A 15,107-nucleotide genomic window follows, 5' to 3' on the forward strand; every position below is an offset into this window, starting at 1 on the left:
AACTGTCAGTCCATCGATAAGCATAGCGTGCAGGCCAACCTGCGCCAGTAGGAATAGTTGTTTTTTGCATGGGGCTAGTGTGTCAAGGTTTTTACACGTGCCCCTGTCTTTATTCTTAAGTCCAAACTATTGGCTCTAATGTAATTGGCGAAAAAGTATAATGGTGGCGTGGTGATGGCCTATTGTAGATAAACGAAATTACAAGCAGGCCGCGCGTCAAGGATGTTTAAGTGAACATAACGTTTGTTGTTTCGGGCCACGAACAAAGCGCCTCCCAAATTGGCGTACCCTTGCAACTGCCCGGCGGATTGACCGAGGGAACGGTGACATGCTCGGTTCAGGTGGCGGTCCGTCGTGGTACGGGTAGCGAAGTGTCGCTCAACCTGGACCCGGACAAAGATTTAATGGCCGTGCACGTTGCCAACGGCCCCGTGCTGATTCTGAACCCGGAGACCGCGCGCGAACTGTTTCTGGCACAGCAGAGCTCGGCATCCCGAGGTGCTCAGGGCGCTGACAGCGTACGGATACCCGCGCAACTGGCGTGGGATGGCCAGGCCGAAATCCAGGGGCAGACCCGTGGCCCGTCACGTGGGCCGCTCGGCAAGGTGCTGGTGAAATTGATCCAGATCGTCACCGGTGTCGGTAAGGACAACGTCGCGGATGCTGCCGCCAAGCTGGCATCGAACAAGGTCGACAGCCAGGTAGACCCCGGCCTCTACCGCCTCAACCCCAAGGTACTCGATTCACTCAAGGGCAGTGCGCCGGCTACCGGGATTGTCGTCGACGACAAACCCCTGTTGGTGCTGTTGCATGGCACTTTTTCCAGCACCCAGGGCACTTTCGGAAAACTCTGGATCGACCATCCGGCCAAGGTCAATCGTCTGTTTGACGTCTACAGCGGTGTCTATGCACTGGACCACCCAACCTTGACTGCCAGCCCGATCCAGAACGCCATGGAATTGGCCAACGCGTTGCCCGAGGGGGCGGTGCTGCATTTGCTTTCGCACTCGCGGGGTGGGCTGGTCGGTGAGGTGTTGGCCAAAGTCTGCAGCGGTGGCGAAGACCTCCTGCAAAGCTTCGAGGCTCTGGCGAAGGGCGATGACTACAAGGATCAACGCGAAGACCTGCAACAGTTAATCACACTGGTCCGCGACAAGAAGCTCAAGGTCGCGCGCTTCGTGCGTGTTGCCTGCCCCGCACGCGGTACGTTGCTGGCCTCCAACAGACTGGATGCCTACCTTTCGGTGCTCAAATGGAGCATGGAACTGAGTGGTCTGCCGGTGGTGCCCGAGTTAGTCGACTTGATGGCTGAAGTGGCGCGACGCCGCAGCAATCCGTTGTTGATGCCAGGCCTGGCCGCACAGATGCCCGACAGCCCGCTGGTCCAGTGGTTGCACCTGATTCGCAGGCCGATCGACGGTGAATTGCGGGTCATAGCCGGTGACATGGAAGGGGACTCGGTGGTCAGTTGGCTCAAGACCCTGCTCTCCGACACGTACTTCTGGACCGATAACGACCTGGTGGTGCAAACCAGTTCCATGTACGGCGGCGCACCTAGGGCCAGTTCGGCGAGTTTCCTGCTCAACCGCGGCGGTGAGGTTTCGCATTTTTCCTATTTCAGCAATGAGCGCACCGCGGCGGCCATCGTCGACGGCCTGACGCTGGACGAACCCAGGGATTTCAGCACCATCGGGCCACTGTCCTGGCAAGGCCGTGATGCCGGTGGCCAACGTGGCGGGGGCAGCGACAAACCTGCCGCGCACAAGCCCGCGGTATTCGTGTTGCCAGGCATTTTGGGCAGCAACCTCAAGGCTGGCGACCGACGTATCTGGCTCGGGCCGTGGCTGATCAATGGCCTCGATGAGTTGAGCTACAAGGCCGATGTGGACGACGATGTGGAGCCCGATGGTGCGGTGAGCCTGGTATACGAGAACCTGATCGAATACCTGAGGGCGACCCACGAGGTGATCGAGTTTGCCTACGATTGGCGTGTGCCCATGGAACGGGAGGCCCAGCGTCTGGGCGACGAAGTGCAAAAAGCCCTCAACGACAGGTCCGGGACCCGGCAACCGGTAAGGATGCTGGCGCACTCCATGGGTGGATTGTTGGCGCGAACGATGTTGCTCAAGTGCCCGCAAGTGTGGGCGCGCATGATGGCAGATCCACAAGCACGGTTGTTGATGCTCGGTACACCCAACGGTGGTTCCTGGTCACCGATGCAAGTGTTGTCGGGGGATGACTCGTTCGGCAACAGCCTGGCGTTTGCAGGGGCGCCGTTTTCACCACAGAAGTCCCGGGCACTGATGGCCACCTTGCCTGGTTTTATTCAGCTGCAGGCCAACCTGCTCGATCCGGTGTTCAACCTGGGCAGCACCGCGACCTGGTCCGACCTGGCAAACAAGGATCGCCAGTGGCTCAAGGAACACAGTTTCTGGCACAAGCTGGCTATCCAGCAGGACTATTACGATTGGGGTGTGCCCAGCGCCGAAGTGTTGAAGGCCGCCACAGAGTTGCGAAAGGCACTGGATACCCAGGACCTGAGCCCCTGGCAGAGCAAGCTGTCAATGGTCGTTGGCGAGGCGGAATTTACCCCGGATGGGTATGCCATCAGTGCTGAAAAGGGATTCAGTTACCTGGATGCGGTGGGGGGAGGCGATGGCAGGGTGACCCTGCAGAGTGCTCTGCTGCCCGGTGTGCAGACCTATCGATTGGCTTGTGCACACGGTGACTTGCCCAAGCAGACTGCTGCTTTCCCGGCATTTCTTTCGTTGTTGCAGACCGGTCGCACCACCGAACTGGCGGAATTGAGCGAAGCAACCAGTCGGAGCGGCACCACTCGAAGGTCGCTGACTTACGTGGCGAGCAGGCCGGTACGGGACAATCGGATCAATTTGCCGGTCAGCGTCCGAGATGTTTTCGCCCTGTACAGCCAGGCGATCACCCCGTCTGCGCGGGAAGAACTGCCACCGCTGCCGGTGACCGTGATCAACTGCAATCTGAAGTTTACCCGCGATCCGTTGATCATCGGTCACTATGCCAGCACGGACCTCACCGGCAGCGAACGGGTAGTCGATGAAATGGTCGGCGGGCTACTGGGCGATGCCCTGAAGATGAGCCTCTATCCCTCGGCTCCATGCAGCAACCAAGTGTTCATGAACATCGCCGCGAATGGCGATAACCCATTGCAATTGCCGCGTCCAGAAGCGGTCATCGTGGTTGGCCTGGGGCAAGAGGGCAAATTGAACTCTAACGAACTGCTGGAGACGGTACGCCAGGGCGTTCTGGCCTGGGCACAACGCCTGGCCGAAAAGAATCGCGGTGCACCGGTGCAGTTTGAGATCGCTTCTGCGTTGATCGGCAGCGGCGGGGCAGGCATGTCGCCGGGACAGTCGGCAGCGTTGATTGCCCAAGGGGTGCGCGAGGCTAACGTTCGGCTCAAAGAGAAGGATTGGCCCACTGTCAGCCATCTGCACTTGACCGAACTGTACCTGGATCGCGCCACTGATGCCTGGCGCGCTGTGCAGGTGCTCGGTGTTTCACGGCCGAAAGAGTTTCTGCTGGCACCGACCATCAAGACTGGCACTGGCTGGCTGCGTCGACCACTGGAGGGCGGCTATCGAAGTACCCGTTACGACTTCATATCCGCCGTCACCCAGTACGACGAAAATCAGCTGCCGATGATTGCCTATACCCTGGACACCCGGCGTGCCCGCTCCGAGGTGCGGGCTCAGTCGACGCAAATGGCGCTGCTGCAAGAATTGGTCAGCGCCTCGTCGAACCAGCCCTCGGCCGGAAGCACCATGGGGCAGACCCTGTTCAAGTTGTTGGTACCTCTGGAGATGGACGCCTACCTCGGTGGCACCACGGAAATGCAGATCGAACTGGACAGTTCTACTGCGGCCATCCCGTGGGAGCTACTCAATACCGAGCGCGATCCGGGCAGGCCCACGACCGAAGAACAGATACCCTGGGCAATTCGCAGCAAGCTCCTGCGCAAGCTGCGCACCGAGAACTATCGCGAACAGGTACTCGATGCCACCGCCGACGCCTATGTGTTGATCATTGGAGAGCCCCTCACCGATGCCAGGCGCTATCCACGGCTGCCTGGCGCACGCACCGAAGCCCGTGCCATCGCTCGCTTGATGGAAAGCTACCTATCGACCGATAAGGTGCAGTCCTTGATAGCCGAGGACACCGCCCCCTGCATCAAGGTAAATGCCATGGCGGTGATCAGCGCCTTGCTGGCCCACGACTGGCGCATCGTGCACATCGCCGGCCACGGGGAGCCACCGCTGTTTGAGGAGTTGCCTGTGCCGGACATCGATGTGCCGACCAAAGCTGGTGAAACCCAACCCAAGATCAAAGACCCGCGGGGGGTTGTATTGTCCAACAATATCTTCCTCGGTCCGCGGGAAATGAAGAGCATGCGCGTAGTGCCCGAGTTGGTGTTCATCAACTGCTGTCACCTCGGTGCGATCGACCCGACCAAACTATTGAAGGTCGCGCATTTGAGTTATGACCGCACCCGTTTCGCCGCTTCGGTGGCCGAAGAATTGATCGCCATCGGAGTGCGTTGCGTGGTCGTCGCGGGCTGGGCGGTGGATGATGATGTGGCCAGCCTGTTTGCTACCCGATTCTATAGCCAGTTGCTCAATGGCAACCGTTTCATCGATGCCGTGGCATCGGCACGCAGGGATGCCTGGCAGGCCGCTCCCGACGGTAACACCTGGGCGGCCTTCCAGTGTTACGGTGATCCGGACTGGGTGTTCACGCGCACGCAGGGCGATGCCAACCAACCTGCTTCGGTGCAAGACCAAGGCTTCGACAGCATCGCCTCGGCCCAAGCCCTGGTGCTGGCATTGGAAATCGCCATCGATGACAGCCGATACAAGAAAGTACCCAAGGCGCAAGTCATCAATATGATCGAGATCCTGGAAAGCCGCTTCGCTCACCAGTGGATTGAGATGGGTGCAGTGTGCGAGGCGTTTGCTCAGGCCTGGGCCGAAGCCGGCGAAACCGAGCGTGCAATCGACTGGTTCGAGCGTGCTATCGGTGCCAATGACGGTGGCGCCAGCTTCAAGGCCAGCGAACAGTTGGGTGATTTGTGGGCCCGTCGAGCCTGGTTGCAAGTGAATGCAGCGGCCAAGCAATCGATGCAGGCGTTGAGTACGGTGCTTAACTCGGCACGCAAGCAGACCCGTGATGCGATCAATTTGCTGACCCGTGTATGCAAATTGCAACCGACGTTGGTGCGAGCCAGCCTTTGCGGTACAGCGTACAAGCGCCTGGCCTGGATCGAGGTGCTGGCCAAGGACAAGCCCGCCGAACAGGATGCCTTGCAGAAAATGGAGGCGTATTTTGCCGAAGCTGAACAACGGGCCATCGCCAGTGACCCGAGTCGCGCCTATGAGCCGGCCCTGGAACGCCTGGCTGCACAGCTGTTCATTGCTGCGTCAGCGCCCGTCAAGGCCGACATCCTTCGAGTTCAGGCGCAACTCAAGCCATGGGTAGAGAGCAGCCCGGACTTCCAGAACGTCGTCGCGCTGATTCTTTCCGGTTTGTACCTGGTCTTGCTTGACGGCAAGTTGAAGTCCAATGGCGATCGGCTGCTCAATGAGTTCGCAGACCTGAAGCGGCGGGTGCCGGCCGTGCTGAAATGGCGTGAGGTGCAGATGCAGGCCGACTTCGTGTTGGACCGTTATAAGGCTGTGGTCAGCAAAGCGGAGGCAGTGGCAGTAGAGGAGTTCAAGGAGAAGATGAAGGACTGGGTGAAAGCGCAGGATTGAAGCGTGACGGTTTGGCCTGGCGGATGTTCGTCAGGCCAGGGCAGGCTGGGCGGTGCTTTCTGGAATATATTTTGAACGCGTACCGGTCCCGGTGGGTGTCGTAAAACTGCCAGTAGGAGGCATAACCTCACATCAGACAAAGACGGTTGAAAGTATCGCGCCACTTATGTCGTCCACTTGTCGTTGGGCGAACCTTAAAACATGAGGATTTCCAAGCAATGTGATGCACACACGGAGGCAATAAAATGGCTGCAACCTATTATTCGACTACCACATTCCTGACGCTCGCCATAAACAAGCACCTATACGGCGGCAAGCATTTCACGTATGTCGCCGAGGGATTTTTCCCATACGGAAAAGGAAATCCCAAGTCATCGAACCCGCTGTTGATTTACATGGACCTGTATCAGCCATGGAAGGACCGGGATCAATACGACAAATTCATTGCGCAGCATCGTATGTCGGTCCGCAAAGGCGTTCTTGCCAGGGAAAAAGACGGAACGATCACCCCAAGCATGGCGACAGACCTCAACCGGGTTGCCGACCGCATACACCTCGACTTCTTTTATCCAGTGGTCTACAGGGTCAAGTCCGATATCAGTTCGTTAATCGCCAAAGGGAGAGCTGTTTTGGCGGGCTCCGGGTTAACTGGATCAAGGGAATATCTAATCCAGGATCTCGATAATTTGGAGTTCGATATCTATTTTGACGACAATCAAACGACCAAGTACGGGAACCTGAGAGAACTAACCGGGTACTACGCAGGCCAAGAGTATGCCCTGCGCGAGCTGACTTTCTGGAGTTGATAAGATGACATTCGAATACCTGCCCGTGCAGTACTTTGCACAACTGAAAAATATCGAGGACTTCAATAACTACGTGAGCGTACTTGTTCTGCTCGACGACTTGCTTTGTAGGTACGACTCGGTGCCTCGGCATCCAGAGTATTTGCCCTCTGGAAGGAATCCTGAACAAGTGGGAACCCCAGAACTCCTTTCAGAGCCAATACGAACGTGCGTCAATAAGATATCCTCCGACGATCTACGCTGGAATCTGGAGAGGAATATCAATATAGCGCTGAATCTATACGAGGCGCGCGCTACGGAACAGATCGAGATTATCGACTTTCTCGCCGAACTTGTTCGGCAATACTCGGAACTGATTCATCCAGCAGTCTATCCGGGTATGACCGGCTGACCGCGCAGTCTGTCTCGGGCTCGCCCAACAAACGCACGAATCTTGAATTAAGGAAAAGCCTGCTTTATAAATATAGTGAAAGGCCAATATCCCCCAATCCCTATTCGGTAATTAATAGGAGCATGAAATGTACGCAACAATTGAAGAGGTGTCTTCGGCGGCCGCAAAAGAGATTTCGCAAATAGTAAAGCTCGCAAAAGAATTAATCAGAATTGATCATGCCGTAAAGTCAGAGCTAGATAAAAGAAAAATACGAAATATATGCGAGTCACTGAGGGAGCTTTACTTTAGTCCACAGGGAGTTATCAAGCCCCTGCAGGAAGCGCTTGATGCTCCATCAACCTTTCATCAGGGTGAGCTTTATGATAAATTGCATGAGGCAGAAAAAGCAATCATCAGCAGTCGGGCGACTGTGGCAAAAGCATTGTTGGAATTGCAAAATTTGAAAGTAGATGATAATTTCGAGATTGATTTACATGTTTATAGTTTTATATGGAAAGTTTCGCGCGGAAAAGGGAAGTTTGGGGAAAGAATGGGCTCTGTGATTACATATATTGCTAATGACCTGGATCAATACGGAAACGATCCGGGAGCAATAAAGGCGCACATACAACTGTTCGTCAATGAGATTTATAGCCTGAACGACGAAATATCTGAGCTGGAGAAGCAGTTAAAATTCCTGCTTAAGTAAGTGTAGGCTTTGGAAACGGATGCGGCCTCTTCGAATTTAATGCGACTGAGATGCGCACCCTCGATCGATTTTCGTTGTAAGCAGCGGATCAAAATATCCCGACGTGGCACTAGTGGTCCGGGCGGTTAATTCATTAATTTATTTTTTATCACGCTTAGCTTCGCCTTGTGTACCGAACTGATAATGGCTTCAGCTGTTTTATTTCACTTGAATGGCTTGGCTGAGAACTCATTGTGGGCCTCAATGAATTGGCGGATAGCTATCTTCAGGTCGGCAACGCTGGTGAAGGCTCCCCGCTACAACGCTCGCCTTTCCAGTTGTGCAAACCAGCCTTCCACTGCGTTCAACCTGGACGCGCTGGTCGGTGTGAAGTGCAATTTGAAACGCGGACGTTTTTCCAGCCACTGCTTGATTGCGGCCGTTTTGTGGGTCGAACTGTTATCCAGGATGGCATGCAGATCCAGTGCCGGAGGTGTGCTGCGTGTTGAGACCAATGCCGAATTGACCCACGTGCCGACGCAAGACTGCCCCACCTCCAAATCGGCACAAACCCTGTACAGACAATGTTTTTCGAGGAATCAGACTGGGTCATTGACATCTCGGCAACTGGGTCAATTCGGCGTCAGCGTCAACATCGAGTGCGCTGCCGCGACCTTCGTTGTGATAGAGCTTAACGCTGCCATTACCCCAATTGTTGGCGCTGATTGAAAACTGACCCACCCTGCCGATTGAAAATTGACCCAGGGCGGATTGCTGATTTTTGTCCCAGCAATTGTGGATAAGCTTAGCAGTAGTGTCCTAGTTGAAGACGCATCTGGCCCCACCGCATGCAGGCATGCGGAAGGGTGTTTACGGTGCAGATCAAAACGGCTCATCGTCCTCAATACCATCTTCGTCCTTGCGCTTTCGTTCACGCGATTTGATCTTTGTCTGAGCGGCCAAGGTGCTGTGTTGCAGGCGGTAGGACTCGTTGCCCGTTTCGACGATGTGGCAGTGGTGTGTCAGCCGATCCAGCAACGCTGTGGTCATCTTGGCGTCGCCAAACACACTCGACCATTCCGAGAAGCTGAGGTTGGTGGTGATGACCACGCTGGTGTGCTCGTACAGTTTTGAAAGCAGGTGAAATAACAGCGCGCCACCACTCTGACTGAAGGGCAAATACCCAAGCTCATCGAGTATCACCAGGTCTGTCCGAAGCAGTCCCTGGGCGATTCGGCCTGCCTTACCATCGTACTTTTCACGCTCCAGCAGGTTGACGAGATCGACCGTGGAGAAGAACCGTACTCGTTTGTTATGAGTGGTGATTCCGGACACGGCCAAGGCACTGGCCAGGTGTGTTTTTCCGGTTCCAGGCCCACCGATGAACACGACATTTTGCGCAGTCTCCGTAAACTCAAGGCTGGATAATTCCTTGACCAGACGGGCATCAGCGCTGGTAGCGCTGAAGTCAAAGCCGGCTAAATCACGGTGCATGGGGAGCTTTGCCATGTTCATCTGATGATTCACAGAGCGCACGGCGCGATCTGCCTGCTCCTGTTGGAGCAGATGCTCAGCAGCCCTTCTTCGCTCCAGTCAAATTGAAAAGCTTCACCGAGCGCAAACGTCAGCGGTACAAAAGCGCGTAAAGACTTGCCTTGTTCACCTCGCCACGAGCGTACAAACGCTGTGAGCTGGCTGTAGCCGCCGTCATAACCCTCGGCCTTGATCTGCTCGAAAAGTGCTTTGGCGCTTCTGCGATTGTGCTTTGCCCGGAACGAATCGGCTTTCAGCGCCTGTTCCAGCGTGTCGTGGAATGGGCTGAGTTTGTTGAAGGTCGCGCACCGCTGGTACGCCGGCTGAGTGGCTTCGGGCGCTCTGACCCATTTTCGGATGGTGTTTCTCGACAGCCCGGTACGCTTGGCTATCTGGTGCAGCGAGAGCTTGTCGCGGAAGTACATCCGCCGGATTTTTCCCAACATTTCCATGCTGATCACCCTGTGTTCTCCTGCTCGGAAAGTGAGCAGAAGCAGTTGAACACCTGGGTCAGTTTTCAGTCGGCAGAACAGCCTTTACTGGGTCAGTTTTCGGTCAGCGGCAACAGGTGTCTGAAATAGATCAAAGTGACCCCAGGGACGGGGTGCATGGTGCAATGGGGAGTCGCTTGATCCCCCGGCCTTACAGCGTTGTCGCAAGGCAACCCCGAGGCCGCCCGGTCCACGAATACCGGGCGGTCCTGGGTTTGTTGGCGTTATTAGTAGCGGATCATGACTGACTTGAGTTCGGTGTAGTCATCGATGAACGCGCTGCCAAATTCGCGACCGACCCCTGAAGATTTATTGCCGCCGAATGGCACCGCAGGATCGAGCATGGTGTGCATGTTTACCCAGACTGTTCCGGCGTTGATGGCAGGAACCATGCGCAGCGCCTTGCTCAGGTCATTGGTCCAGAGGCTGGCACTCAAGCCGTAAGGCGTGTTGTTCATCAATTCCAGTAGCTCTTCTTCGCTGTCGTAAGGGAAGAAGGTCGCAATCGGACCGAATGTTTCTTCGTTGAGCAGCGTGTCGTTGACTGTGTTAGCGAGGATCACCGTGGGTTCGACGTAGCAGCCCGGGCGGTCGATAAGTCTGCCACCGTGAATGATGGTGTTGTTTTCTGCTCGTGCCTTGGCGAAAAACTCGCCGAGTTTAAGTTGGTGCTGGCGATTGGTGACCGGGCCGAACTCGGTGCGCTCATCCAGCGGTGAGCCGATGTTCAGCGCGCCCAGGCGTTGGGCGAGTTTGTCCATGACCGGATCGATCTGTGAGCGATGGACGAAGAACCGCTCGGCGGCGGCACAGATTTGCCCTGAATGCAGGAAACCGGCTTCGATGATGCCGTTGACCGCCTTGTCCAAATCTACATCGCGCAGGAAACCCGCGGAGTTTTTCCCGCCCAGTTCCAGTGTGGCGCGGGTCAGCCCGGCACCCATGGCGCTCTGGCCGACGGCAATGCCTGTCGGCACCGAGCCGGTGAACGAAACCTTGTCAGTGCCTGGATGTTCGATCAGGCCTTTACCCACCAATCCGCCACCGGTCAATACGTTCAAGGCGCCGGCAGGCAGGCCGGCTTCGATGGCCAGTTCGGCGATCCGCAGAATGGTCAGCGGGGTGAATTCGCTGGGTTTGATGATGATGCTGCAGCCGGTCACCAGCGCCGAGGCGAGTTTCCAGATGGCGATCATGGTCGAGAAATTCCACGGCACGATGCCGACGACCACCCCGACGGGTTCGCGAAGGGTAAAGGCGGTATAGCGTTCGCCAGCGAAGGAGGGCAGTGACGGGGTGATGGTCTGACCGCTGATCTTGGTCGCCCAGCCCGCGTAGTAACGCAGAAAATGTGCGGCCTGGTCGACTTCGAAGGCCCGGGAAATCTGGATGATCTTGCCCGATTGGCAGGTTTCGATCTGTGCCAGTTCTTCGCGGTTTTGTTCCAGCAGGTCGGCCAGTTTCATCAGCACGTTTGCGCGAGTCGCCGGTGCGACCTGGGACCAATACTTGAAGCCGCGGTTGGCCGACGCCACTGCCGCATCGATATCGACCGGATCTGCGTCGGTGACGCGGGCGATGACCTGGCCAGTGGCGGGGTTGATCACCTCCAGCGTCTGGCTGGAATGACCCTGAACGTAGCCACCGTGGATGAACAGCGCATGGCTTCGACTGAGGAAGGCTTCAACTTGAGGCTGCAGTGGAATATCGCTCATGGGGTTTTCCTGGTCGCGAATAAAGAAAAGCCCGAGGTTAATCCATGGGTTCCGGGCTGGCTTGACTGTGGCTGCCGGAGCCTATGTCTGTGGCTGCCAGCGCCGTAGGGATGTGTTTGGCAGGTTTGGCTCATCGCCTTTGAAAAGTACAATCTTGGCTCTGGAAGGTGCATTTTCTACCAGGGTGGGTGTCTCCATACTGGCTCTGCATCCAGCGCCACTCTGCAATTTTGGGAGTCGCCTGGACATCCAATAATAAGCAGGGCCATCCATGAAAAAGCCAAACCCGCTCCTTGAAGACCTGAAGTCCATCCTGCCGACCATCGCTGCAAACGCCTTCCAGGCGGAGCAGGATCGCAAGGTCCCCGACGAGAATATTGCGCTGCTCAAAAGCATCGGTTTGCACCGTGCCTTTCAGCCGAAAGCCTTCGGTGGCATGGAGATATCGCTGCCCCAGTTTGCCGATTGCATTGCCTTGCTCGCGGGGGCCTGTGCCAGTACTGCCTGGGCCATGAGCCTGCTCTGCACCCACAGTCATCAATTGGCGCTGTTCTCGGCCGAACTGCAGCAGGAAGTCTGGGGCGATGATCCGAATGCCACCGCGAGTAGCAGCATCGCGCCTTTTGGTCGCACCGAAGAAATAGAAGGCGGAGTACTGTTCAGTGGTGAAATGGGTTGGAGCAGCGGCAGCGATCACGCCGAGTGGGCGATTGTCGGCTTCCGTCGCAAGAACGCCGAGGGCACTCAGGATTACTGCTTCGCGGTACTGCCGCGCAGTGATTATCAGATTCGTGACGACTGGTTCGCCGCCGGTATGAAAGGCAGCGGCACCAAGACCTTGATCATCGACAATGTGCGGGTGCCGGAACACCGGATCCAGAAAGCCAAGGACATGATGGAAGGCAAGTCCGCAGGCTTCGGTTTGTACCCGGACAGCAAGATCTTCTACTCGCCGTACCGTCCTTATTTCGCCAGCGGGTTCTCCACCGTGAGCCTGGGTGTGGCCGAGCGGATGCTTGAAGTGTTCCGCGAAAAGACCAAGACCCGCGTGCGTGCTTACACCGGCGCGGCGGTCGGTGCCGCGACCCCTGCGTTGATGCGTCTGGCCGAGTCGACTCACCAGGTCGCCGCAGCCCGGGCCTTTCTCGAGAAGACCTGGCAGGAACACGCCGAACACAGTGAGCAGCAGCGTTATCCAAGCCGCGAAACCCTGGCGTTCTGGCGCACCAATCAGGCCTACGCCACCAAAATGTGCATCCAGGCCGTGGATCGGCTGTTCGAGGCCGCCGGTGGCAATGCCTGGTTCGAACATAACGAGATGCAGCGCCTGTTCCGCGATTCGCACATGACGGGTGCCCATGCCTACACCGACTACGACGTGTGTGCGCAGATCCTCGGTCGCGAACTGATGGGCCTGGAGCCCGATCCGAGCATGATCTGAGCCTGCCTTCATAACAACAATCAGGACTGCTCATGGAAGCAGTCCGGGAGTCTTGCATGACTGATAACAGCGTTCGCGCAGCCACTGAAACCACCTTCGACCCACGGGCGTTTCGCCGGGCACTGGGCAACTTCGCTACCGGGGTGACCGTAGTGACGGCCGCCACCGCTTCCGGGCGCAAAGTCGGGGTGACCGCCAACAGCTTCAACTCGGTGTCCCTTGATCCGCCTCTGGTGCTGTGGAGTATTGATAAACGCTCCAACAGTCACGAGGTGTTCGAGCAGGCCAGCCATTTCGCGGTCAACGTACTGGCGGCGGACCAGATCGATCTCTCCAACAACTTCGCCCGCCCCAAGGAAGATCGCTTCGCCGAGATCGAGTATGAATCCGGGGAGGGTGGCTCTCCGGTATTCGCCGATTGCTCGGCGCGTTTTCACTGCGAGAAGTACCAGCAGGTGGACGGTGGCGACCACTGGATCATGATCGGCAAGGTGGTGGCCTTCGACGATTTCGGTCGCTCGCCATTGCTGTATCACCAGGGCGCCTACTCCATGGTCTTGCCTCATACCCGCATGACCAAACGCGATGAAAGCCAGGCGCCGAGCAGTCATTTCCAGGGGCGCCTTAGCCACAACTTGTACTACCTGATGACGCAGGCAGTGCGGGCATACCAGTCGAGCTATCAGCCCCGGCAGTTGTCCACCGGCCTGCGTACCAGCGAGGCGCGGATGTTGATGGTGCTGGAAAGTGACGCCAGGCTGAGCCCCAACGATCTGTTGCGGGAGGTGGCAATGCCTGTTCGGGAAATCGATGAGGCTGTAGCCAACCTCAAACGCAAGGGACTGGTGAATGACGATGCCAACGGTGTACATCTGACGGCTGCCGGTATCGAGCAGACCGAAGACCTTTGGGCGATCGCTCAGGAGCAACAAGAGAGAGTATTTGCCGAATTCAGCGAGACGCAGATTGAAACGTTCAAAACCGTGTTGAAACGACTGATCGGCAACTGCTGACTGCCGGCTAAAACACGTTTGATCTTTGGCGAAAAAAAATAAAAATCCGATGCCTGTCATGGCATCGGATTTTTTTTGCGTCACGCTCGGGCGGTGGAACTGCCCCGCAACGTTGTCAGCGCCAAGGCTCAGCGTGCTCCGGCCAACTCATCGATCAAGTGCCGCTGATACGCCGCTAGCGCTTCTTTCGGTTGCTGCATCTGTACAAATTCCAACATGGGATCTGCGACTTCAGTCCTGACTCCCGCCAGTTCCTCAATGGCCGCTAACCCGCAAAATGGCACATACGCTTCGGAATACCCGCCTTCATGCACTAAAACGAGACGGCCTTGACACAGACGTTCGGCGGCTTTGCGCATGCAACGGGTCATTTGCCGGAACGAGTCACTGTGCAACAGCATCCGGGCCAGCGGGTCGACGGCGTTGGCGTCATAACCGCAGGCGATGATGATCAACTCTGGCTCGAAACGCTCCAGCGCCGGAATCACGATGCGCTGCATCGCATAGAGATAAGCCTCATGACCGCTGCCGGGGGGCAACGGAATATTGATATTCGCTCCCAATCCCGCGCCGCGGCCGCGATCGGTTTCACCGCTGTAACCGGCAGGGAAACAGCCGTCTTGATGCAGCGAAATGGTCAGCACATCACCACGCTCTTCGAAGATTGATTGCGTGCCGTTGCCGTGGTGCACATCCCAGTCGATCACCGCGACTTTGCCCAGGCCACGGTGAGCTTTTGCGGCCTCAATGGCGATGGCGATATTGGCCAGGAAGCAGAAGCCCATGGCGCTGTCGGCGAGGCAGTGGTGTCCCGGTGGGCGTGATAGGGAATAGGCATTGTCGACCGCGCCGGACAGCACGGCATCGACCGCTGCCATGGCCAGGCCGGCGGAGAGTGTGGCTATTTCATAACTGCCGGGCCCGATGGGCGCATTCGGCCCCAATTCGCCGCCCCCGGCATCGCTCATGGCTTTGAAGCGTTGTAGGTAGCCAGACGTATGAACCCGCAGCAGGTCCTCATGCGTTGCCGCATTGGCGCTTTGTACCTGCAGGTGTCGGGTCAGGCCGGAAACGTCCAGCAGGCTCTTCAGCCGGCGTTTGGTTTCCGGCGATTCGGCGTGGCCGGCAGCAGCAGGCGGTTGCACCCAACCTCCCACTGGCAAGGTCAAAGCGTGCAGTCCGGCGCTGTGCCAGAGGCTGAGTTCGTCGAAGAAAAATGCACTTTTTCGGCTCATCGTCGTTTCCATTTTCTTTAGGGTAA

At 57.0% G+C, this 15,107-nt stretch carries 8 protein-coding genes and 3 pseudogenes; 6 read left to right on the forward strand and 5 right to left on the reverse strand.

The annotated features are described in order from the left end of the window. The first annotated feature begins 230 nt into the window (after positions 1–230). The 4 genes from ACX3YF_RS18260 to ACX3YF_RS18275 all read left to right on the forward strand — a co-directional run bounded on the left by ACX3YF_RS18260 (position 231) and on the right by ACX3YF_RS18275 (position 7,674). The gene (locus tag ACX3YF_RS18260; RefSeq protein ID WP_458944666.1) at positions 231–5,786 is read left to right on the forward strand and encodes a CHAT domain-containing protein; all 5,556 of its coding nucleotides are present in this window, start codon (positions 231–233) and stop codon (positions 5,784–5,786) included. Positions 5,787–6,031: 245 nt separating this feature from the next. Continuing rightward, positions 6,032–6,592, forward strand: coding sequence for a hypothetical protein (locus ACX3YF_RS18265; RefSeq protein ID WP_458944667.1), 561 nt, complete (start codon positions 6,032–6,034; stop codon positions 6,590–6,592). A gap of 4 nt (positions 6,593–6,596) precedes the next feature. After that, on the forward strand, positions 6,597–6,983 hold the full coding sequence (locus ACX3YF_RS18270) for a hypothetical protein (protein WP_458944669.1): 387 nt from the start codon (positions 6,597–6,599) through the stop codon (positions 6,981–6,983). Positions 6,984–7,110: 127 nt separating this feature from the next. Next, positions 7,111–7,674, forward strand: a complete 564-nt coding sequence (locus tag ACX3YF_RS18275; RefSeq protein ID WP_458944670.1) for a hypothetical protein — start codon at positions 7,111–7,113, stop codon at positions 7,672–7,674. A gap of 125 nt (positions 7,675–7,799) precedes the next feature. Here the strand turns inward: ACX3YF_RS18275 and ACX3YF_RS18280 are convergent. The 4 genes and pseudogenes from ACX3YF_RS18280 to ACX3YF_RS18295 form a co-directional block, all read right to left on the reverse strand. Continuing rightward, positions 7,800–8,156, reverse strand: a pseudogene (locus ACX3YF_RS18280) (transposase); the annotation flags it as partial. Between the two features lie 379 nt (positions 8,157–8,535). Next, positions 8,536–9,225 (reverse strand): annotated as a pseudogene (gene istB / locus ACX3YF_RS18285) (IS21-like element helper ATPase IstB); the annotation flags it as partial. Beyond that, positions 9,225–9,638, reverse strand: a pseudogene (locus tag ACX3YF_RS18290) (IS21 family transposase); the annotation flags it as partial. The pseudogenes istB and ACX3YF_RS18290, both read right to left, overlap by 1 nt. A 266-nt stretch (positions 9,639–9,904) precedes the next feature. Beyond that, positions 9,905–11,392: an aldehyde dehydrogenase family protein gene (locus ACX3YF_RS18295; protein ID WP_458944671.1), complete on the reverse strand. Its 1,488-nt coding sequence runs from the start codon at positions 11,390–11,392 to the stop codon at positions 9,905–9,907. A gap of 271 nt (positions 11,393–11,663) precedes the next feature. Here ACX3YF_RS18295 and ACX3YF_RS18300 point away from each other — a divergent pair, with 271 nt between their 5' ends. Both ACX3YF_RS18300 and ACX3YF_RS18305 read left to right on the forward strand, forming a co-directional pair. Next, on the forward strand, positions 11,664–12,833 hold the full coding sequence (locus ACX3YF_RS18300; RefSeq protein ID WP_458944672.1) for a p-hydroxyphenylacetate 3-hydroxylase oxygenase component: 1,170 nt from the start codon (positions 11,664–11,666) through the stop codon (positions 12,831–12,833). A gap of 56 nt (positions 12,834–12,889) precedes the next feature. After that, positions 12,890–13,846 carry a p-hydroxyphenylacetate 3-hydroxylase reductase component gene (locus tag ACX3YF_RS18305; RefSeq protein WP_458944674.1) on the forward strand — a complete coding sequence of 319 codons (957 nt, stop codon included), beginning with the start codon at positions 12,890–12,892 and terminating at the stop codon, positions 13,844–13,846. Between the two features lie 128 nt (positions 13,847–13,974). On the opposite strand, the gene ACX3YF_RS18310 is transcribed toward ACX3YF_RS18305, so the two are convergent. Beyond that, positions 13,975–15,081 carry a class II histone deacetylase gene (locus ACX3YF_RS18310; protein ID WP_458944675.1) on the reverse strand — a complete coding sequence of 369 codons (1,107 nt, stop codon included), beginning with the start codon at positions 15,079–15,081 and terminating at the stop codon, positions 13,975–13,977. Between the last annotated feature and the right edge of the window lie 26 nt (positions 15,082–15,107).

Source organism: Pseudomonas fluorescens group sp. PF-69, assembly GCF_054481235.1.

Excerpts from the sequence above, each read along its gene's own strand:
- ACX3YF_RS18265 (WP_458944667.1), top strand. The coding sequence starts at position 6,032 with ATGGCTGCAACCTATTATTCGACTACCACATTCCTGACGCTCGCCATA.
- ACX3YF_RS18270 (WP_458944669.1), top strand. The coding sequence starts at position 6,597 with ATGACATTCGAATACCTGCCCGTGCAGTACTTTGCACAACTGAAAAAT.
- ACX3YF_RS18275 (WP_458944670.1), top strand. The coding sequence starts at position 7,111 with ATGTACGCAACAATTGAAGAGGTGTCTTCGGCGGCCGCAAAAGAGATT.
- ACX3YF_RS18295 (WP_458944671.1), bottom strand. The coding sequence starts at position 11,392 with ATGAGCGATATTCCACTGCAGCCTCAAGTTGAAGCCTTCCTCAGTCGA.
- ACX3YF_RS18300 (WP_458944672.1), top strand. The coding sequence starts at position 11,664 with ATGAAAAAGCCAAACCCGCTCCTTGAAGACCTGAAGTCCATCCTGCCG.
- ACX3YF_RS18305 (WP_458944674.1), top strand. The coding sequence starts at position 12,890 with ATGACTGATAACAGCGTTCGCGCAGCCACTGAAACCACCTTCGACCCA.
- ACX3YF_RS18310 (WP_458944675.1), bottom strand. The coding sequence starts at position 15,081 with ATGAGCCGAAAAAGTGCATTTTTCTTCGACGAACTCAGCCTCTGGCAC.